The 19966-nt window shown below is 42.9% G+C and carries 19 protein-coding genes; 16 read left to right on the top strand and 3 right to left on the bottom strand.

The window, feature by feature from the left end; translation table 11 throughout:
- Positions 1–86: 86 nt before the first annotated feature.
- Positions 87–869, top strand: a complete 783-nt coding sequence (locus tag MHI20_RS18495; RefSeq protein WP_340940496.1) for a glucose 1-dehydrogenase — start codon at positions 87–89, stop codon at positions 867–869.
- A gap of 20 nt (positions 870–889) precedes the next feature.
- Here the strand turns inward: MHI20_RS18495 and MHI20_RS18490 are convergent, their stop codons facing one another.
- Complete coding sequence (locus tag MHI20_RS18490) at positions 890–1930, bottom strand: acyltransferase family protein (protein ID WP_017358596.1); 1041 nt, start codon at positions 1928–1930, stop codon at positions 890–892.
- Between the two features lie 213 nt (positions 1931–2143).
- Positions 2144–3136 (bottom strand): LLM class flavin-dependent oxidoreductase, encoded by a 993-nt coding sequence (locus tag MHI20_RS18485; RefSeq protein ID WP_340940493.1) that lies wholly within the window; start codon positions 3134–3136, stop codon positions 2144–2146.
- Between the two features lie 417 nt (positions 3137–3553).
- Here MHI20_RS18485 and MHI20_RS18480 point away from each other — a divergent pair, with 417 nt between their 5' ends.
- The 15 genes from MHI20_RS18480 (at position 3554) to MHI20_RS18410 (ending at position 18728) form a co-directional block, all read left to right on the top strand.
- Positions 3554–4156: a TerD family protein gene (locus tag MHI20_RS18480; RefSeq protein WP_008342134.1), complete on the top strand. Its 603-nt coding sequence runs from the start codon at positions 3554–3556 to the stop codon at positions 4154–4156.
- Between the two features lie 20 nt (positions 4157–4176).
- On the top strand, positions 4177–4758 hold the full coding sequence (locus MHI20_RS18475; protein ID WP_008342133.1) for a TerD family protein: 582 nt from the start codon (positions 4177–4179) through the stop codon (positions 4756–4758).
- Between the two features lie 41 nt (positions 4759–4799).
- Complete coding sequence (locus MHI20_RS18470; RefSeq protein WP_007498343.1) at positions 4800–5378, top strand: TerD family protein; 579 nt, start codon at positions 4800–4802, stop codon at positions 5376–5378.
- 140 nt (positions 5379–5518) lie between these two features.
- Entirely contained in the window at positions 5519–6298 is a 780-nt protein-coding gene (locus MHI20_RS18465) for a TerC family protein (protein WP_008342130.1), read from the top strand.
- A gap of 82 nt (positions 6299–6380) precedes the next feature.
- On the top strand, positions 6381–7574 hold the full coding sequence (locus MHI20_RS18460) for an HpcH/HpaI aldolase/citrate lyase family protein (RefSeq protein WP_340940488.1): 1194 nt from the start codon (positions 6381–6383) through the stop codon (positions 7572–7574).
- A complete protein-coding gene (locus MHI20_RS18455) occupies positions 7558–8889 on the top strand; it encodes a phosphoribosyltransferase family protein (protein WP_340940551.1) in 1332 nt (443 codons plus the stop codon). The genes MHI20_RS18460 and MHI20_RS18455 overlap by 17 nt, the downstream gene beginning before the upstream one ends.
- Positions 8882–9991: a cysteine protease StiP family protein gene (locus tag MHI20_RS18450; protein WP_144668480.1), complete on the top strand. Its 1110-nt coding sequence runs from the start codon at positions 8882–8884 to the stop codon at positions 9989–9991. The genes MHI20_RS18455 and MHI20_RS18450 overlap by 8 nt, the downstream gene beginning before the upstream one ends.
- Complete coding sequence (locus MHI20_RS18445) at positions 9988–10803, top strand: HAD family hydrolase (RefSeq protein ID WP_034647502.1); 816 nt, start codon at positions 9988–9990, stop codon at positions 10801–10803. Before MHI20_RS18450 ends, MHI20_RS18445 begins: the two co-directional genes overlap by 4 nt.
- Before the next feature lie 70 nt (positions 10804–10873).
- Complete coding sequence (locus MHI20_RS18440; protein WP_100325498.1) at positions 10874–12490, top strand: YceG family protein; 1617 nt, start codon at positions 10874–10876, stop codon at positions 12488–12490.
- A gap of 14 nt (positions 12491–12504) precedes the next feature.
- On the top strand, positions 12505–13599 hold the full coding sequence (locus tag MHI20_RS18435) for a toxic anion resistance protein (RefSeq protein ID WP_340940482.1): 1095 nt from the start codon (positions 12505–12507) through the stop codon (positions 13597–13599).
- A 400-nt stretch (positions 13600–13999) separates the two neighbouring features.
- Positions 14000–15268, top strand: coding sequence for a glycine/proline betaine ABC transporter ATP-binding protein OpuAA (gene opuAA / locus MHI20_RS18430; RefSeq protein WP_045034621.1), 1269 nt, complete (start codon positions 14000–14002; stop codon positions 15266–15268).
- A 10-nt stretch (positions 15269–15278) separates the two neighbouring features.
- Positions 15279–16124, top strand: a complete 846-nt coding sequence (opuAB, locus tag MHI20_RS18425) for a glycine/proline betaine ABC transporter permease subunit OpuAB (RefSeq protein ID WP_024718999.1) — start codon at positions 15279–15281, stop codon at positions 16122–16124.
- Complete coding sequence (locus MHI20_RS18420) at positions 16124–17005, top strand: glycine betaine ABC transporter substrate-binding protein (protein ID WP_024718998.1); 882 nt, start codon at positions 16124–16126, stop codon at positions 17003–17005. The genes opuAB and MHI20_RS18420 overlap by 1 nt, the downstream gene beginning before the upstream one ends.
- 39 nt (positions 17006–17044) lie before the next feature.
- The gene (locus MHI20_RS18415) at positions 17045–17920 is read left to right on the top strand and encodes an alpha/beta fold hydrolase (RefSeq protein WP_340940479.1); all 876 of its coding nucleotides are present in this window, start codon (positions 17045–17047) and stop codon (positions 17918–17920) included.
- An 85-nt stretch (positions 17921–18005) separates the two neighbouring features.
- The gene (locus MHI20_RS18410) at positions 18006–18728 is read left to right on the top strand and encodes an SDR family NAD(P)-dependent oxidoreductase (protein ID WP_039166374.1); all 723 of its coding nucleotides are present in this window, start codon (positions 18006–18008) and stop codon (positions 18726–18728) included.
- Positions 18729–18779: 51 nt separating this feature from the next.
- Here the strand turns inward: MHI20_RS18410 and MHI20_RS18405 are convergent, their stop codons facing one another.
- Positions 18780–19907, bottom strand: a complete 1128-nt coding sequence (locus MHI20_RS18405) for a M20 peptidase aminoacylase family protein (RefSeq protein ID WP_039166372.1) — start codon at positions 19905–19907, stop codon at positions 18780–18782.
- Positions 19908–19966: the final 59 nt, after the last annotated feature.

Below are 19966 nucleotides of genomic sequence, written 5' to 3'. Positions count from 1 at the left end.
TTCAAGAGGATTGTGTTTTTCTTTTTTTCAAAATGGGTAACCATTGTGTATCAACAAGATGAAGCACGTGATTGGAGGAAATGAAGATGTATCAAGATTTAAAAGGGAAAACAGCCATTGTGACAGGTTCTTCTAAAGGTATAGGACAAGCCATCGCCTTGAGATTTGGACAAGAACAAATGAACGTGGTTGTGAATTATAAAGGTGATGAAGAGGGTGCTGAAGAAACAGTACAAGCCATCCAGCAGCATGGAGGTAGGGCGGTGAAAGTACACGCAGATGTCTCCAAAGAGGAAGGGATTCAGGCGTTAATGGATGCCGCGCTGGAGAATTTTGACGCACTAGACGTGTTTGTCAATAATTCAGGATTTAATGGTGAAGAAGCAATGCCGCATGAAATGACGTTGGAACAATGGCAAAAGGTCATTGATGTGAATATCACAGGCTCATTTTTAGGAGCAAAGGCAGCAATCGCCTATATGATGGAGCATGATGTGAAAGGATCAATCTTGAATATATCCAGTGTCCATCAAGAGATCCCGCGTCCGTTCAATGTTCATTACTCTACTTCTAAAGGAGGAATGAATATGATGACGAAGACGCTGGCTCTTGATTATGCCGAAGCGGGTATTCGGGTCAATGCGATTGCACCAGGTACGATGGCAACGGAATCAAATGACGACCTTCAAGATGAACAGAAAAAACAAAAGCAGCTTGAGAAAATTCCAATGAGAACGTTTGGCGAGCCAAAGGAGATTGGGTCCGCCGCTGCATTTCTCGTATCGAAAGAAGCGGCCTATATTACAGGTACTACATTATTTGTTGATGGAGGAATGACACTTTATCCATCTCAAATAAATGATGAATAATAGAAAAAACATCCGCCCCATTAGCCGGCGGATGTTTTTTCTTTGTAGCGATGTGCTGACTTTGCTGGTTTGCCGAGCAGCATAGGATACTTGCTCAAGAAAGAGATACATGGCACCATGAGCAGCAATGTACCGATCGTATAAAAGAGCGTCCAAGAAAGCTGCGCTGTATCAGAGATATTGATGCCTAGTCCGTAATAAACAAATGCCTTCATGATATCGATTCCGGCAAATTGCAGGACGAGAATCACAATGGAATGACGTCCGAGATACGTCAATATCGTTGACGTTTTCAATTTGAAGCTTAAATAAATAACAGCAGCTGAACCGAGCAGTGCACAAGCATAAAAAATGAATAGATCCCCATAGTCATTGACCCGCATATCAATTCGTGAATTAAAGCTTTGCATATATGCAGTCAGTACAAGCAGACCTGTACATAACAGAAGGGTAGGATCTGTTTTTAATTCCACAAACCATTGTTTTGCTAAAAATCCGATTGAATAAAACACAACAGCCGTTAATGCAACGTTGGCATTCCAAGGGAGACTCTGGTTTAACAATAGCGTGGAAGCATATCCGGCTCCGCCGCAAAGGACGGTCAGTAAAATCAATACAGCTGGTTTTCCTTTTGTCAGACGATGCATCAAGAAAAACAACATTTCCACTAAAAAGAGCGTCGTTAAAAACCAGATGGCTGGGTTATGCGTCAGTCTTGCTTCATCGGCATTTGAAATGAAAATCCCTGTAAAAGGAACGAAGGGATCAATATCTGTTTGCCCCTTAAAGGCGAAAAATCGGGTCACCGTGAACCAGAAAACGTACGTAATAATGGAGAAATAGAGATAAGGTAAGAGCAAGCTTTTTGCTTTTTTCTGTATAAATGACATAGCAGGTTGTGAGGATGATCGAAACATCATACCTGATAGTAAAAAGAAGAGTGGCATATGAAAAGAATATATAAATTGCTTGAATGAATCAGGAATGGGTACATGTGCCATAACGACGAGCAGAATGCCGATTCCTTTAGCCGCATCCACCCAGTCGAGTCGCTTATTCAAGGCCAGTCATCTCCTTCCTTCTCAGCATTGTAAACCGTTACTTCATATGTACCTCTACTATATAAAAGGTACACCTACCATGCGTTTACAGTTCGCTAACGATTAGAAGACACATTTGCGATCAGATGACAGAAGGAAGCTTTTTGACATCTCGATGTTACATTTCCCATTTTTTATAACAATGTAAAAAAAGAAGCCAATGAAAGATTGGCTTCAAAATAGTTCTGCGATTCGTTCAAAGGAACGCTGTTTTTCCATTGGATCAAATGAATTGTTTAATATCATGATCTCGTCCGTTTGATAGCGGTCCATTAAGATTTGTAGCTGTTCTTTCACTGTTTGCTTTGAGCCAACAATCATTCGCTGGCGGTTTTGTAACAATTTTTTCTTTTCTTGCTCAGTGTAATGATAGTTCTCTGCTTCTTCTATAGAAGGAACGCGACTGTCCAGCCCTTTTTCAACCCGAAGTAGCCATAAATCTGTACTGGTGGCAATGCGGCTTGCTTCCTCGTCTGTGTCTGCGCAGATCACAAAGACAGCAAACATAGACTGAGGCTGACGTGAGAAAACGGATGGAGAAAAGTGTGACCGATACGCTTCAAAAGCTTGCCGGCCTCGTGCAGGATGAATAAAATGTCCGAAAATATAGTTGATTCCAAGTGATGCCGCCTGGATGGCACTGTTTTCCCCGAGTCCAAGCAGCCAGACTGGCGGATAAGAATCAACGAGCGGAGCCGCTTTCACTCCTGCATGCCGATGACCAGAAGGCAGGCTGTCAGATAAGTAAAAAAGAAGGTCCTCCAGCTGGCGGTCAAATTGAGATAGTTCTTTCTTCACGCCGTCTGTCAAAGCAAGTCTCGTCCGTTCAATTCCGCCTGGGGATTTACCAACCCCGATCTCAATCCGCCCAGGGTAAAGGGCTTCAAGCTGGCGGGTGACTTCTGCTACTTTAAAAGGGCTGTATTGCGGGAGTAAAATACCCCCAGAGCCTGTGCGCAAAGTCGATGTGTGTGAAGCAATATGTGCCATTAATATTTCAGGCGCTGTACTCGCGAGTCCTCTCGTGCTGTGGTGTTCAGCAAACCAATACCGCTCATACCCCAGTGTTTCCGCAAGCTTGGCCAGCTCTGTCGTATGAACCAATGTTTCTTGTGCGGATTGGCCTTTAGGGATGGCGACTTGATCTAATATATGAAGTGATGGCATCATCAACACCCTTTCCTCAATACGTTGAATTCTATCCATAAGTATAAAGAAAGTCATGAACGGAAGGAAATGAAAGGGTTTATCACAGCTATGTACATGAATTTTCTATATCAACATATGAAGTGGGTGCGCGCCCTGTTTTTAAGCGAGAGGCTGTGTAACGGGAACATTCGACAATGTTTCACATGAAACACTTCTTTTACGACATGAATCATTTTTGTCATGGATCTTTCTTTAAAAAAATATCATCATATTGAAACCTCTTTTATACATAGATCGTATATACTAGTAAATAGAAAAAAGAGTAAGAGGCTCCAATGTCATTTCATGAATTTTGTCGAATTTTCATGTATGATGATTTTAATAGGGTCCATCGCTTAATAAATAGATTTTTATTATGCTGGAGGAGTGATTGATTTGGCGATTACATTAGAAAAAGGTCAACGTATTGATTTAACAAAAGGAAAAGCAGGACTAACCAATATTCTAGTTGGACTGGGCTGGGACCCTGTATCACAAGGCGGCGGTTTTTTAGGTAAGCTGTTTGGCGGAGGCGGCGGTGCTGATATTGATTGTGACGCTTCAGTGCTGATGCTGAAAAATGATAAGTTTGTTGAAAATAAAGATTTGATTTACTTTGGTAACTTGAAAAGCAAATGCGGCAGTGTTGAACATACAGGTGACAACCTGACAGGTGAAGGAGACGGAGATGATGAACAAGTCCTCGTCAACTTAAGCAAGGTACCAGGCAATGTGAATAAATTGGTGTTCGTTGTGAACATTTATGATGCACTTAGAAGAAACCAACACTTTGGTATGATTCAAAATGCTTACATCCGAATTGTTGACCGTTCAAACAATCAAGAATTAGTGAAATATAATTTGAAAGATGAATATGCAGGTAAAACATCATTAATCGTTGGAGAGCTTTATCGCCACGAGAATGAGTGGAAGTTTGTAGCTGTAGGAAATGGTACAAACGATGCGAAGCTTGCCGATATTACGAGAAACTACATTTAATTAGAAGGGAGAGGTTCCTAGTGGGAATTTCTTTAGCGAAAGGTCAAAAAATTGATTTAACAAAAACGAATCCAGGTTTAACAAAAGTAGTCGTAGGTCTTGGCTGGGATGTAAACAAGTATGATGGCGGACATGACTTTGATCTAGACGCAAGCGTATTCCTTTTAGATGCAGCAGGGAAAGCAAACTCTCCATCTGACTTTGTCTTCTACAATCAAACAACTGGCGGTGGCGGAAGTATCGTACATACAGGCGATAACCGTACAGGTGAAGGAGACGGAGATGACGAGCAGGTCAATGTTGATCTTTCAACTGTACCAGCAAGTATTGAGAAAATCTCCTTCGTCATTACAATCCATGATGCAGAAGCACGCAGCCAAAACTTTGGACAGGTGTCTAACGCTTACGTCCGTATTTTAAATGCGGCATCAAATGAAGAGCTCATTCGCTATGATTTGGCAGAAGACTTTTCAATTGAAACAGCGATTATTGTAGGTGAATTATACCGTCATGGCGGAGAGTGGAAATTTTCAGCTGTTGGATCAGGCTATCAAGGCGGACTTGCCCGCATTGCAACAGACTTCGGCTTAGATATCGGGTAACGCCCGTTTTCATATTTTCAGAAGATAGGAGAGATACGAATATGGCGATTCAGCTTTCAAAAGGACAACGTGTCGATTTAACGAAAACCAATCCAGGGCTGACAAAAGTGATGATCGGACTTGGCTGGGATACGAATAAATATTCAGGCGGAGCCGAATTTGATTTGGACGCTTCGGCTTTCTTAGTAGATGCAAACAATCGTTGTCAGCAAGACACAGACTTCGTGTTCTATAATAATCTGCAGCATCCAAGCGGTAGTGTTACTCATACCGGTGATAACCGTACGGGTGAAGGAGATGGAGATGACGAGCAAATTCTCGTTGATTTCTCGAAAATTCCTGCTAACATTGATCGTATCGGAATTACAGTTACGATTCATGATGCAGAGGCGCGCAGCCAGAATTTTGGACAAGTCTCTAATGCATTTGTTCGTGTTGTAAATGAAGAGGGCGGGGAAGAATTGATTCGTTTTGATTTAGGGGAGGACTTCTCAATTGAAACAGCTGTCGTCGTATGCGAACTATACAGACACGGCAGCGATTGGAAGTTTAACGCAATCGGAAGCGGATTCTCTGGCGGACTTGCAGCTCTTTGTCAAAATTATGGGTTAGAAGTGTAAAGAGAAGAAACAACTTCATTCAAGAGGCGCTGCCAATGACTCATATGAGGGTATTTTCCAAAGTGAGAAAGAAACAGCGATCAAGAATAACAGCAGGCGAAAGCCTGCTGATGCTTCTACACTTATAGGAGGAAAACCAGTTGGACATTTTGAAACATATGTTGGACACGTATGCCTCGTTTTTTGATTGGCATATGTGGGCAGAGGTATTAACAGACCCTGTCTCTTGGGGGCTTATCGGGACCCTTGTCGTGCTTGAAGGTTTGTTGTCAGCGGATAACGCACTTGTATTAGCTGTTATGGTGAAACATTTACCTGAAAAGCAGCGTAAAAAGGCATTAACCTACGGATTAATTGGCGCTTATTTCTTCCGTTTTCTATTTATTGGCGTAGGGATGCTGCTTATTAAGTTTTGGTGGATTAAGGTACTAGGCGCTGCATACTTAGCTTGGCTGGTCATTAAGCACTTCTGGTTAGGTGACGGAGATGACGAAGCGAAGGAATTGAAAAAAGAAGGCTGGATGATTCGTGTATTTGGCGTCTTCTGGGCAACTGTTATTTCTGTAGAAATTATGGACCTTGCCTTCTCAGTAGATAGTATTCTTGCTGCATTCGCTGTATCTGAGGAAGTATGGATTCTTCTTTTAGGTGGAATGCTTGGAATTCTCATGATGCGTACAGTGGCACAATTATTCCTTGTGCTCATCGACCGTATACCAGAGCTTGAGAATACGGCATTTATTCTCATTGGAATTATTGCCATCAAAATGGGCTTAAGTGCTGCTCATATTGAAATCCCGCATCTTGCATTCTTTGCGATTATTATCCTAGCGTTTATCGGAACGTTTATTGTTCATAAAATCAATAAGAAGAAGCATCAAGGTGTAACAAACGAAGCTGCGGCTTCAAAAGAAGAATAGGACGATCAAAAAGGAATGGAGTTGACTAGCGGCTCCATCCTTTTTTGAATCATCAAGTCATTACAACAGGAGGTGGCACTGCATGCGATATTTTCGTTTTTTATCAGAGACGAGGCAGCACGATATTTTTTTAAAGCGGCCGGCGGCAGTTCATTCATTGACGCCAAGGCATGTACTTGCGCATGCATTAGGTGCTACTTTGTATATGCCTGCGACAAGGCAGGATGTAGCAGACATGCTGCTTTCGCAGAAATATGAAGCGCTTTGCTCTGTTGTGTTTTGCTTGGAGGACGCCATTGGTGATCAGGAAGTGGACATGGCTGAACAGAATATAGTGGCACAATTGACCTGCCTTTCTGAGACAATTCATCACTCTCCAGAAATGGCCGAGCATTTGCCGCTTTTATTTATTCGAGTTCGTTCGCCCAAACAGCTGCTCAAAATGGCAGATTTGCTCGGTCCCTCTCTTCATTTACTGACTGGTTTTGTGTTTCCAAAGTGCTCCGTTCACAATGCAAAGGAATATGTGGACAGTTTGAAACAGGCTTCAGCACAAACTCAGAAAACACTATACGGAATGCCCATTTTAGAAACACCAGATTTACTAGAAAAAGAAACGAGATATCAGGTGTTGTCTGAATTAAAGCAGATCATGCTGAATGATGAGGAATATATTTTGAATATTCGCATTGGGGCAACGGATCTGTGTGGATTATACGGCATTCGCCGTGATCGCGAGACCACCATTTATGAGATCAGAGTCATTGCTGAGTTGATCACAGATATTATCAATTATTTTGGTCGTTCTTTTGTGATATCAGGAGCTGTATGGGAGCATTTTGGACCGACACGAAAAGAACAAAATCCATTCATCCGTGCAATTTCTAAGAGCGGTGAGTCTTCCTCATCTGAACTCGATCATATGCAAGGTCTGCTCAAAGAGACAAAGCTGGATGTTGTAAACGGTATTCATGGCAAGACAGTCATCCATCCAACACATCTCAAGCCAGTTCAAAGCATGTACGTTGTCACAAAGGAAGAGTACATGGATGCATTAAGTATTTTAGAACATGCAGATGGTACAGTCGGGGTGATGAAGAGTACCTTCTCTAATAAAATGAACGAAACGAAGCCGCACTATCGCTGGGCGGAAAACATTTTAATGAAGTCAGACATTTACGGGGTGTTTCATGAAAATAGAAGCTATATCGACATACTCACAGAATCAGAAGCCGCATACGCTGAACATCTTGGAACATATGGAGGTGGAGCTTAACCTCAAAGAGGGTACGCTTCAGCTTGAAAAAGAACATCTTTTTGACATGGCGGCACGGGTGAACAAAAAGAGAGCCTTTTTATTTGTTAGTAAGGTGCTCGGGAAACATATGCCTGTTCACCCGTTGAAACCACTCCTCATCTCAGGTCTTTTGGCAATGGCTTATGCAAAAGAACAAACAGGCAAGACGCCCCCGCATCAAGACGATGTAGTAGAAGCACTAAAAACGAATGATCATGTTAAGTTAACCGAAGCCTATGCTGCGCTCAAAAAAGAGAAGCTTTCGGCGGTAAACGAGCCGATTGTGATCGGCTTTGCTGAAACGGCAACTGCGCTTGGTCATGGTGTGTATGACGTCATAGAAGGAGCATCTTACATTCATACGACACGTGAACAGTTGTTGGATCTTGATCCTTCACTCGTATTTGAAGAGGAACATTCTCATGCGACAGATCAGCTTTGCTACGCAGACGACGCTTTACTTCGGACGGATCGCCCGATTGTGCTAGTAGATGATGAGGTCACGACAGGCCGGACAAATATGAATATCATTCGGGATCTGCACGCAAAGCACCCTAGATCCTCTTATACGATTCTATCCATTTTAGATTGGAGAACAGAGGAGCACGAGGAAGCGATGCTTCAGCTTCAAGAGGAGCTAGGTGTAAATATCACATCATTATCTTTATTAAAAGGGCAGATGATGTTTCGGGGGACAACGCTGGATGAGCCTGCTTATTCGTATGAAATTGCTGCGCAAGAGAAAAGATCTGAACTCTCTTTTCATTCTCTTCAATCCTTCTTTAAGCAAGTGCCATATTCACTTTCCCATGCAGTCAATCCGGCGGGGCATTCGCCGTATATCCATGAAACAGGTCGTTTCGGTTTAAGCGCAGCGGACACGGACGCCATTGATCAAGCAGCTGTTGAGGCTGGGCTGAAGCTTCAGCGAGAACGAAAAGGAAAACAGACACTTTGCTTAGGAACAGGAGAATTGATGTATGTGCCGATGAGACTTGCAGCTCATATGGGCGAAGGTGTCCTTTTTCATTCGACGACAAGAAGTCCAATTCATCCGGTTGAAAAGGAAGGGTACGCTGTTCAAAACGGATTCGCATTTTTGAGTCCAGAGGATGCCCGCATTCAGCACTACGTGTACAATATCCCTAAAGATCAGTACGATGATGTCTTTTTGTTTTTTGAGAAAAAGGTGTCTCAAGAAGCTTTGATGCCGCTGATCCACTTATTTGCAGAGCGGCATGTGAAGCATGTGCATATTGTGACTTTATCAGATGAGGTGAAGGTGAATGGCTAACGTGTATACAAAGATGGGAAGCTATCCAGAGCAGGACGTAACCTTCTTACTCAAGGATTTATCGTCGATTGAGATGGAGAAAAGTACAGAAGAGCGGGAGCGCTCTATTCAGAGCGGTGCCCATTACTCAGAAATGCTGCCAATTGAATATAAGCCGACGGCATCTTATATGGACTTATTCTATCAATCTCTTGAAGAAAGTAAGCAAAAGGTAGCGGAAGCCGTAGCGGTTGTCGCAGAACAAATTGTGAAAAAGCGAGGCTTTCAAACCGTTCTGTGCAGCTTGGCACGGGCTGGGACACCAATCGGGGTACTCATTAAACGGTATATCAGAAAGACGTATGGTCTCGATTTGCCGCATTATAGCATCTCTATTATTCGTGACCGTGGAATAGATGAAAACGCGCTGCATTATATCCTCAAAGAACATCCAGGTTTTGAGATTGCCTTTATTGACGGTTGGACTGGAAAGGGTGCTATTTCCAAAGAGCTTCAAAAAGCGGTGCTTGATTTTGAACAGAAATATGGAATTCGTCTTTCGAGTGAGCTAGCTGTGCTTGCTGATCCTGGTTATTGTACGAGTGTTTACGGAACGAGAGAGGATTTCCTCATTCCAAGTGCCTGCTTGAATTCAACGGTCTCTGGCCTAGTTAGTCGAACGGTGCTAAACAACCGCTGGATCCATGCCGATGATTTCCATGGGGCCAAGTATTATGAAGAGCTCATTGATGAGGATGTCTCTAATCTGTACGTGAATACAATTGAAGAAGCATTTTCTGAACTTAATGCAAATGTACAAGAGAAAGCAGAGACTCTGCTCTCACAAGGAACGCCTCCTGATTGGCGGGGGATGACCTCCATTGAAGCAATTGGTCAGGAGTTCAAAATAGACAATACACATTTGATTAAGCCGGGCGTCGGTGAGACGACCCGTGTGCTGCTCAGAAGAGTCCCTTGGAAAATACTCATTCAGCCTGGATCTCGGGAGAAGCTCAAGCACATTTTACTACTCGCAGAGGACAGAGGCGTGCCCGTCATTGAATATGCCAACATGTCCTACACATGCTGCGGACTCATCCGCCCGTTGGAGCAATCGTCATGAAGAATATCGCATTTGCCAGTGATTTAGACCGGACACTGATATACTCACATCGAATGCTGGAGCAGTATGCATACAAGGGAGCATACGAATTAATTGAGGTGCTGGACGACCGGCCGCTTTCCTACATGTCTATTGAAACGAAAGCCTCCTTACAGGCAATTCATCAAGCAGGCTGGTTTATCCCAGTGACGACAAGAACGACAGCACAATTTGAACGAATCACTCTCTTTCAGCAAGAGATCAAACCAGAGTATGCCGTCACGACAAACGGCGGCTGTATCCTTCATCACGGTAAGCCGCTTGAGGAGTGGCAGGCGATTGTAGATGAGAGACTGCAAGAGTGTATGCCGGTGAGAGATATGCTGCGGGCGATCTCTGAACTTCCGGTTGCCGCTTGGGTGAAACGTACTCGAACAGCTGAGGGAAGATTTCTTTATTTAATTATGAAAGACGAGTTTCTTTCTCATATTCCGCTCGCTGAATTAAGGCTGTGGGGTGAGGAGAGAGGCTGGCAAGTTTCCCTTCAGGGTCGAAAGCTGTATTTTATTCCAAAGCCGCTCAATAAGTGGGCTGCTGTTGCTTTTCTAAAAGAAAGGCTACACCTTGAATATGTATATGGTGCGGGCGACTCCTTGTTAGATGCTGATCTCATACGTCAAGCGGATAAAGGCTTCGCTCCGAGTCATGGGGAAGTCTTAGATGTTGATCTATCGCTTGAACCGACGACAGCCTCTGGCATGGCGGCGGCAGACGAAATCGCCGCTTCTGTCGCAAAGAAGATGAACACAGCAAAAAAGCCTTCGATTCGATAGCAGAAGTAGAAGGCTGAATGATATGATAGTAGTAGCTTTCGAGAAAATATAGGAGAAAGGAAGGAGCGGCGTGAGCTATAAAGAAATCAACGTAACCCAGACACGGGCGAAACAGGAAGCCTGGAAAAACCTGCTGAAAAAGCCGCTCCCTGAACGAGACGGCTACGTCAAGGACGAGCACACCTTATCCTTGCCGCGTCTCGCCGCCCGTGTCCTTGGAACTCCGCATGATGCAACCGATTATTTTATTTATTTGCATGAATTATACGAAACTGACGGCATGCATATTTTAAGTGAAACCCTCAACCGGCATATTGAGCCGGAGCACTTTCAAGCGCTCCAGCGGATTCATATGATCAATCAGGAAGAAAAGGGATTGTCCGTGAATCGATTTGTGGCTTTCTTAGACGGTGAACAGCTCATTGTCCGTCATCCAAACCCAGTGATGAACCGGCATATCCGCCTTTCGTTAATCCAGGTGTTTGAACATTTCAAGCAGTTGCATGAAGGGGGATTCCAGCATCCTGATTTCCGCCGCGTGCTGCTAGATGTAGTGAAGTTTTCAAATAATCATCTAGGACCATGGCTGAAGGAAGGCAATTTGGAAGAAAAAATGCCAGCTGTCATTTGGTATGGAGAGGCGAATAAAAGTCAGCTTTATTTTCTTTACTATGTCATGCTGATTGGCTGTGATGTGGTGCTGTTTCATCCAGAAGGCAAGGATCAATTTCGTGAATTAGATCCAGAAGAAAAGCTGACTTTTATTGATCAGTATCCAGGGACGTCAAAGCTTGAACCGTTCCCTACTGAAAAGCCTGAGAGGAAATCAACGGTGGCGTACCGTTCGACAAGAGAGCTTGAAGAGGTACTTCACACAGAAGATTCCATGCTGTATAAGCCATGGCAATTCAGAGATCATACCCCTCATTCTATTACGCTAAAGACAACGTATGATGAGCTGTTTTTAATTGCAAAGGAACGGTCGTTTATCCGCCCGAATTTCAAAGCAGACCGTGACACCATACAGATTCCGAATCTTTTTGCGAAGATGATGGGGGTGACGAGAGACAAGCGAGAATATTGGGACCGTATCCATACGCTAATGGAGGGGAAAGAAACGAAAACGATTCGTCATTTCCCTTTCACACAAGAAGTGTCTTCGAATTATCAATTTCATTATCAGCATGCACTTTCTAAAGCAGGAGAGGTTGACCCTGGTTTGTTAATGAAAAGCAATGTGTGGCAGTTCTCGCATTTGTATGAGGGCACGCAGCGTGCGATCGCAGAGGCCATTTCTCGAATTTGTCAGCATCCGAAGCTGTTAAAAGAAGGTCATGAGACCGAATTAGATGTGCGTATTTATTTATTCAAGCAGCTTTTGCATATGAACCAAGATGTAATTGAACTCATTCAAACCTTTGATTATGCCCAGACTGTACCGAAAGTGATTTTATACCATACGGAATATAATGGTGAGCTGACTCGTTCTGATGCGGCTGCCCTGATTTTCCTAAATGAAATGGGTGTGGATCTCTTCGTGTATCATCCCGCCGGCTATCAGTGTATAGAGCGGTATATAGACGATCAATTATTTGATACACATTGGCTTGATGAAATGGTCATGAACCAAGAGTTTAAAGAGCCGTCCATTGTGAGAAAGTTATTTCAATCCATTAAAAACCGATAAGGAGATCAAAGCTTATGACAAATACAAACGGAAATGACATCATTTCAATTGATAAAGAGGAAATCACGATTGAAAAGGCAGACGATATTCGCGTTCAACTGCGCAATGAACCAGAAGTCCAAAACATTGCGAGACAGATTGATGCCAAAAATCAGCTTGAACTGCTTGAATACGGAAAACAGCCGGCTGTCGAAATCTCTAAGTTTTCTGACCGTATCCTCTCTATGATGCGTTCAACAAGTGTCACAGACTCAGGAACGATGCTTACACAGCTTGGAAAGATCATGGATCGTTTTGATAAAAATGATTTTGACGAGCCAAAGGGCGGTTTGTTATCAAAAATCTTTAAACGCGGCGGCAGCATGATCGAGAAGATTTTCAGCAAATATCAAACGCTCGGTGCAGAAATTGAAAAAATCAATGTGGAAATTAGTAAATACAAAGATGAAATGACCAAATCGACGGTTACGCTTGAAGAAATGTATGAGCATAACATTCAATACTATATGGAGCTTGAAAAGTATGTCGTCGCAGGGCAAATCAAGATCGAAGAATTAAAACAATTGGTTCCTTCTTATGAAGAAAAAGCGGCGGGGGGAAACCAGCTGGCACAAATGGAGCTGGATACGCTTCGGAATGGGATTCAAGCGCTTGAAGAACGTGTATATGATCTTGATATGGCACGGATGGTGGCACTTCAAACGGCACCGCAAATCCGTTTGCTGCAGCGTGGTAATACGAAATTAATTGGGAAAATTAACTCTGCCTTCATCATTACGATTCCAATTTTCAAAAATGGAATCATTCAAGCGGTAACAGCGAAGAGACAAAAGCTTGTGGCTGATTCCATGAGTGAGCTGGACAGAAGAACGAATGAAATGCTGAAACGAAATGCTGAAAATATCTCAAGTCAAAGTGTTGAGATTGCTAAATTATCAGGTCGTCCAAGCATCGACATTGAAACGATCGAATCATCCTTTAATACGATTGTACAAGGGATGAAAGAGACGAAGCAGATTGAAGAAGAAAACAAACGATTACGTGAGGACGGAACAAAACGTATGCTTGAACTTCAAGATAATATTAAGAGAGCTGCCCTAGAGTCCTAAAAAAACAGGCTGTCTGTAACGAAAGTTGCAGGCAGTTTTTTCATGAATTTGATTAAAATTTGAGAAAAAAGGTTTTTATGTGACCTTTTTCGGGTAAATCCTGTTCAGGGGCATGGTTCACCCATGAAAGAAAAAGCCCGCTACCACAAGGATTCGACTTATTTTTTAGCACAATAAGGAATTTCCAGTAAAATATTGTCTGGTGAGAGAAAATACCCCGTAAAATATGTAGTTTATGAAGCATTCTATAGGATTTACGAGTAATACGGCGTATAAACTGTAATCACCAGACCTCTATATGGAATTCATACATATTGTACGGAAATAAGCGAATTCTAAAGATTGTTCGCATCATAACGCTTATGTTACGGTTATAAAGATGCTAATTTGGAGGGAAAAAATGAATTCTGAAGAGAGAAAGATCAAAATCAAGATAAATAATGTATCTAAAATTTTCGGTAAAAATGCTAAAAAAGCATCTCAAATGCTTGAAAAAGGGAAGACAAAAAGAGAAATCCTAAAAGAGACCGGCGCAACAGTTGGTGTCAATCGAGCAAATTTTGATGTGTATGACGGCGAGATATTTGTCATCATGGGGCTATCAGGGAGCGGAAAGTCCACACTTGTGCGGCTGCTGAATAGGTTAATCGAACCAACCTCCGGCGAAATTTATATTGATGGGGATATGATAACAAATATGTCAAAGGATCAATTGCGTGAAGTCAGACGGAAAAAGATCAGCATGGTCTTCCAAAACTTCGCATTGTTCCCGCATCGTACCATTCTGGAGAATACAGAATACGGGCTTGAATTGCAAGGTGTAGAGAAAGAACAGCGCCGCTCTAAAGCGCTTGAATCTTTAAAGCTTGTTGGACTTGAAGGTTTTGAAGAGCAGTACCCAAATCAATTAAGTGGCGGTATGCAGCAGCGTGTTGGATTGGCACGTGCACTAGCTAATGACCCTGATATTTTGTTAATGGATGAAGCATTCAGCGCACTAGATCCATTAATTCGTAAAGACATGCAGGATGAATTGCTTGAGCTTCATACGTCTGTAGGAAAAACAATTATTTTCATCACGCATGATTTAGATGAAGCGCTTCGTATTGGCGACCGCATTGTCCTCATGAAAGACGGGAATATCGTTCAAATCGGAACACCAGAAGAGATTCTGATGAACCCATCGAACGAGTATGTTGAACGTTTCGTTGAAGATGTAGACCTTTCTAAAGTATTAACCGCTGGTCATATTATGAAACGTGCAGAAACAGTTCAGATTGATAAAGGGGCACGTGTTGCGCTCACGCTCATGAAGAACCTTGGTATTTCGTCTATCTATGCAGTAGATAAGAAAAAGCATTTATTAGGTGTTATTTCTGCACAAGCAGCGAAAAAAGCGGCAGAAACGGGTGCGTCGCTAGAAACTGTTCTTGATAAAGAATTTACGACAGTATTGGAATCAACGTATTTAACAGAGATCTTTGATGCAGTATCTGATGCGGCAAATATTCCAATTGCCGTTGTAGATGAGAAAAACAGAATGAAGGGTATTGTGGTCAGAGGTGCATTGATTGGTGCATTATCAGGAAATGATGAATATATCAACATGTCTTCTAACAAGCTAGAGGAAATTAAAGCACAAGAGCCTTCTGCACAGGAGGTAGAATAAGATGTTTAGTATGAGTGATTTACCTAGAATTCCGTTCGCGGATTATATCGATCAATTTGTTGACTGGTTAACATTAACCTTTGGTGGTTTCTTTGATGGCATCACAAATGGATTAGCTGGAACAGTAAATGGAATTGTGGCTGCACTTGGCGTCATTCCATCCATTATCTTAACGCTTATCTTTGCCGGAATTGCTTGGTGGATCAGTACAAGAGGAGTTGCTCTTTTCACACTTATTGGATTCTTACTGATTGACTATTTAGGCTACTGGCAACCAATGCTGCAAACACTTGCGCTCGTTCTGACAGCTGTGGTCATTTCTATCGTGATCGGGGTTCCGATCGGTATTTGGGCATCACAGAAGGAAACGGTGCGTAAAATTGTCACACCTATTTTAGACTTAATGCAGACAATGCCTGCATTCGTTTATCTTTTACCAGCAATCTTCTTCTTTAACATCGGAGTAGTACCTGGGGTTGTGGCATCGGTTATTTTCTCTATGCCGCCAACGATTCGTATGACCATTCTCGGTATTAAACAAGTACCATCTGATTTAATTGAAGCAACAGAAGCTTTTGGTTCTACGACATTCCAGCGTTTGTTCAAAGTTCAGCTTCCACTTGCTACAAAAACCATCTTAGCTGGGATTAACCAAAGTATCATGCTTGCTCTATCCATGGTCGTTATTGCGGCAATGGTTGGTGCACCAGGACTTGGTTCGGAAGTATATAGTGCGGTAACACAGCTGAAAACAGGGATTGGTTTTGAAGCAGGTATTGCCATTGTTATCGTGGCGATTACACTGGATCGTATTACACAAAACATTAAAACGAAAAAAACCAGGGGGAATGCTTAATGTGGAAAAAGTCTCTCTACATTGGGATGACCGCCCTGCTTGTCTTTTTACTAGCTGCTTGTGGTGCAAAGTCGGACTCAAATGCGAGTGCAGCACAGCAAGTGAATAAAACCATTATCGGTATTGATCCGGGTTCAGGTATTATGGCGCTGACGGATCAAGCGAAAAAGGACTACGGTTTAGAGGATTGGACGGTTGTGTCTGCCTCAAGTGCAGCGATGACAGCGACATTGAAGAAATCGTATGACCGTAAAAAACCGATTATCATCACTGGCTGGAATCCTCACTGGATGTTTTCCCGCTACGATTTAAAATATTTAGATGATCCGAAAAAATCATATGGTGAGGAAGAAGAAATTCACACCATTTCACGTAAAGGATTTGCGAAGGATCAGCCGGAAGCAGCCAAAATGCTCAGTCAATTTAAATGGTCTCAAGATGACATGGGTGAAGTGATGCTTGATATTCAAGATGGCGTCAAACCGACGGATGCTGCTGTTAAATATGTGAAAAAGCATAAAGATCAAGTAGCAAAATGGACAAAAGGCGTGAAAAAGTCGAACGGTGACAAAATCAATCTTGCCTACGTTGCGTGGGATAGTGAGATTGCAAGTACCAATGTGGCCGCAGAGGTATTGCGTGAACTTGGCTTTAAAGTGACCTTGACTCAGGTTGAAGCGGGCCCAATGTGGACAGCAATTGCAACCGGAAGTGCTGATGCATCATTATCTGCATGGCTTCCAAATACGCATAAAACGTATGCAGCGAAGTTTAAAGGAAAATATGATGACCTCGGTACAAGTATGAAGGGTCTTCGCATGGGTCTCGTTGTTCCGACTTATATGAAAAACGTCAACTCGATCGAAGATTTGAAAAAATAGCCAATTGTATAACAGTTCCCTTATAATAGAAGGGAGCATATGGAAAAAGCAGTCTGCTCAAAAAGCGACTGCTTTTTCTTATATATAAGGATGGTGGATGAGTTGTCGATGGTGGAAAAACCAATGATGATTTTCCTGCACGGTGGAGGCGTAAGCAGCTGGATGTGGCAGGAGCATATGGAAATATTCAAGGAAACGTATGAATGCTATACCCCTGATTTTATTGGTCACGGGACAAGAGCAAATGAAACGTCGTTTTCCATGAGAGAAAGTGCTCTCGAAATCATTTCATGGATAAAGGAGCATGCACATGGTCGTACAGTCATTCTAATTGGCTTCTCTCTAGGTGCACAGGTAGCCGTTGATGTGTTATCGAGAGAGCCAGACATCGCAGACATCGCCATTATCAATAGCGCCCTTGTGTTGCCATTACCATGGCTCTATTTGATGGTAAGGCCCATTTTACCTCTTACATATCCGTTATTAAAAAAAGATTGGTTCATCCAGCTGCAAGCAGAGAAGATGGGACTTCCAAACGATGTATTGGATCATTATGCAGCGGATTCCAAACAATTGCAGAAGAAGACGCTGCTTACGATGTTTCAAGAAAATCTTCATTACAAGCTCCCAGACACATTTCAACAAGCGAAGGCACGGATTCTTGTGACAGTGGGAGAAAAGGAAAAGAGAATTATGACTAGGTCAGCAGAGAAAATCACGAATGCACACCCGAATGCAGCGGGGGTCATCGTTCCTAACATTGGACATACGTTTACTTTTGAAAAGAAAGAACTTTTTGTCGACATGATCAAAAGCTTTATAGAAGCGCGTGCGTTACCAGCGGAATTAAAGGAAATAAGGAAGCTAGGCCATTTAGAAAGTGAAGATGAGCATAAAAGGGGCAGGCATGTATAAGACATTGTATGATATAGGTATAAAACGCTTACAGATGAATGGGTGTATGGTTGGAAGCTCGTAAGTGAGCCATGAAGGAGGAAGCATGAGTAAAAACTATATCATATTTGGTGCGAGTCAAGGATTAGGGGATGCCTTTGTAAAAGGTCTTCCTTCAAGTGGAGATACAGTATGGATTGTGTCACGAAGTGAACCAAGCAGTTTGAACATAGACGATGGGGTGCGTAGAATTTGGCTGAAGATCGATTTATCAAGCCAAACCCATATCCCTTTTATGCTCGAAGCATTGAAGAATCAAACAATTGATGTACTCATTTATAACGTCGGTTTATGGGAAAAACGCGGCTTTGAAGATGATTATTCTTTCGATCTTGATCAACCGGAGGATATCGCTCATTTAATCAATGTGAACGTTACCTCAACGATTACCTACATCCAAGCTCTGCTTCCGCACGTAAGGACATCTGAGAATGGAAAGATCATCGTCATTGGTTCTACTGCGGGACTTGACCATACGAATTTGTCTCAGGTTTCTTTTGTTGCTTCTAAATTTGGGCTTCGTGGTATTGTGAACGCACTAAGAGAGCACGTGAGGAAAGATAAAATATCCGTTACCTGTATCAATCCAGGAGAGTTGGCGGCAGAAGTTCCGTACGAAGATGGCGCTGAAAAAGCCATTGCTCTGTATGATGAAACGAGAATACCTGTACAAGATATTGTCGAGCTGGCGAGATGTGTCATTCATCTATCAAGGGTGTCCTGTGTGAAAGAAATCAATGTCCCGGCAATGACAGATGTGAATGCGTAAAATAAAGGAGACCACCCGCTTAAAGAAAAGACGGGTGGTTGTTTTTTTATTTTACGATGAATGCTGCTGAAGTGTTTCGTATACAGCTTCCGTCAAAATCTCAATGCCGGTAAAAATGGCGGAGCGATCGAATGTCATATAAGGGTGATGAAGCCCAGGTTTTAAATCACAGCCTAAACCGAGCATCGTCGATTTCATATGAGGAAGCTTTGCTGCATAAAAGTGAAAGTCCTCTCCGCCTGTCGTCACGATCGGTGGATCGAGCTGTTCTTTACCTAGCACTTGCTCTATAGCATGTGACATGATCTCCACAGCTTCTTCATTTAATGTCGCAGCTGGAAGACGATGATCAGTTGAAAGTGTGATAGAGGCGCCAAAAGCATCCGCTACAGAATGGCATGCTCTTTCAATTTCCTTTTCTAATTCATCCATCACTTCGTTTGTCTGTGCCCGAACGTCGAGTGTAAAAGAGGCCTTGCCAGGTATGATGTTGGAGCTGCCGCCGCCTGCATTTAAATTGGTCATTTTCACAGAATGGGCGACTCGTGGATCGACATGGATATGTGCCAGTCTCTGCACAAGCGTAGATGCAACTTCGATGACGTTGACCCCAAGGTGCGGGCGTGCACCGTGTGCTTCCTCCCCTAGAATGGTCCCGACGTAATGATTACTTGATCCGTGCAAAATGGCAGGAGCGCAGCGTCCGTTTAAGGTTTCTTGAATTGGGCGCACATGCACCCCGTATAAATAATCGACGTCAGCTAACACACCTTTTTCGATCATCTTTAAAGCGCCGCCGCCTCTTTCTTCGGCAGGCTGAAAAATGAATCGGATCGTGCCACTTGGAAGTTCTTTTTCTTTCAATGCCATGAATGTCCCAAGTGCCATCGTCATATGTGCATCGTGTCCGCATGAATGGTTGGCTTGAAATACGCCATCTACTTCCTGCCACAGTGCGTCAATATCGGCTCTCACAGCAACCACTGGTGCGCCTTCCCCAATTTCACCGATTACCCCTGTACAGTCTTCAAATGTTCTCGTTTTACAGCCTAATTTCTTTAATAGAGCTTCAATATAAGCTGTCGTATTTGTCTCTTCCCAGCTGATTTCTGGATGGGCGTGCAGATGTTCAAAGATGTCTGTCACGGTTTGTTTCATCTCGTTTGTCAAAGTTGTCATGAGAAGCCTCCTTGCTGACAGATAATCTGCCAAAACATTCTTTTAGTGAAATAATATTG

Origin of the sequence: Bacillus sp. FSL K6-1106 (assembly GCF_038005245.1) — a bacterium.
Classification (GTDB): domain Bacteria; phylum Bacillota; class Bacilli; order Bacillales; family Bacillaceae; genus Bacillus; species Bacillus altitudinis.
This window is presented reverse-complemented; position numbering and strand designations above follow the sequence as displayed.

Coding starts and splice junctions, on each gene's coding strand:
- MHI20_RS18495 (WP_340940496.1), top strand. CDS start 87: ATGTATCAAGATTTAAAAGGGAAAACAGCCATTGTGACAGGTTCTTCT.
- MHI20_RS18485 (WP_340940493.1), bottom strand. CDS start 3,136: ATGCCATCACTTCATATATTAGATCAAGTCGCCATCCCTAAAGGCCAA.
- MHI20_RS18470 (WP_007498343.1), top strand. CDS start 4,800: ATGGCGATTCAGCTTTCAAAAGGACAACGTGTCGATTTAACGAAAACC.
- MHI20_RS18460 (WP_340940488.1), top strand. CDS start 6,381: ATGCGATATTTTCGTTTTTTATCAGAGACGAGGCAGCACGATATTTTT.
- MHI20_RS18455 (WP_340940551.1), top strand. CDS start 7,558: ATGGAGGTGGAGCTTAACCTCAAAGAGGGTACGCTTCAGCTTGAAAAA.
- MHI20_RS18450 (WP_144668480.1), top strand. CDS start 8,882: ATGGCTAACGTGTATACAAAGATGGGAAGCTATCCAGAGCAGGACGTA.
- MHI20_RS18445 (WP_034647502.1), top strand. CDS start 9,988: ATGAAGAATATCGCATTTGCCAGTGATTTAGACCGGACACTGATATAC.
- MHI20_RS18435 (WP_340940482.1), top strand. CDS start 12,505: ATGACAAATACAAACGGAAATGACATCATTTCAATTGATAAAGAGGAA.
- opuAA (WP_045034621.1), top strand. CDS start 14,000: ATGAATTCTGAAGAGAGAAAGATCAAAATCAAGATAAATAATGTATCT.
- opuAB (WP_024718999.1), top strand. CDS start 15,279: ATGAGTGATTTACCTAGAATTCCGTTCGCGGATTATATCGATCAATTT.
- MHI20_RS18420 (WP_024718998.1), top strand. CDS start 16,124: ATGTGGAAAAAGTCTCTCTACATTGGGATGACCGCCCTGCTTGTCTTT.
- MHI20_RS18415 (WP_340940479.1), top strand. CDS start 17,045: ATGGAAAAAGCAGTCTGCTCAAAAAGCGACTGCTTTTTCTTATATATA.
- MHI20_RS18410 (WP_039166374.1), top strand. CDS start 18,006: ATGAGTAAAAACTATATCATATTTGGTGCGAGTCAAGGATTAGGGGAT.
- MHI20_RS18405 (WP_039166372.1), bottom strand. CDS start 19,907: ATGACAACTTTGACAAACGAGATGAAACAAACCGTGACAGACATCTTT.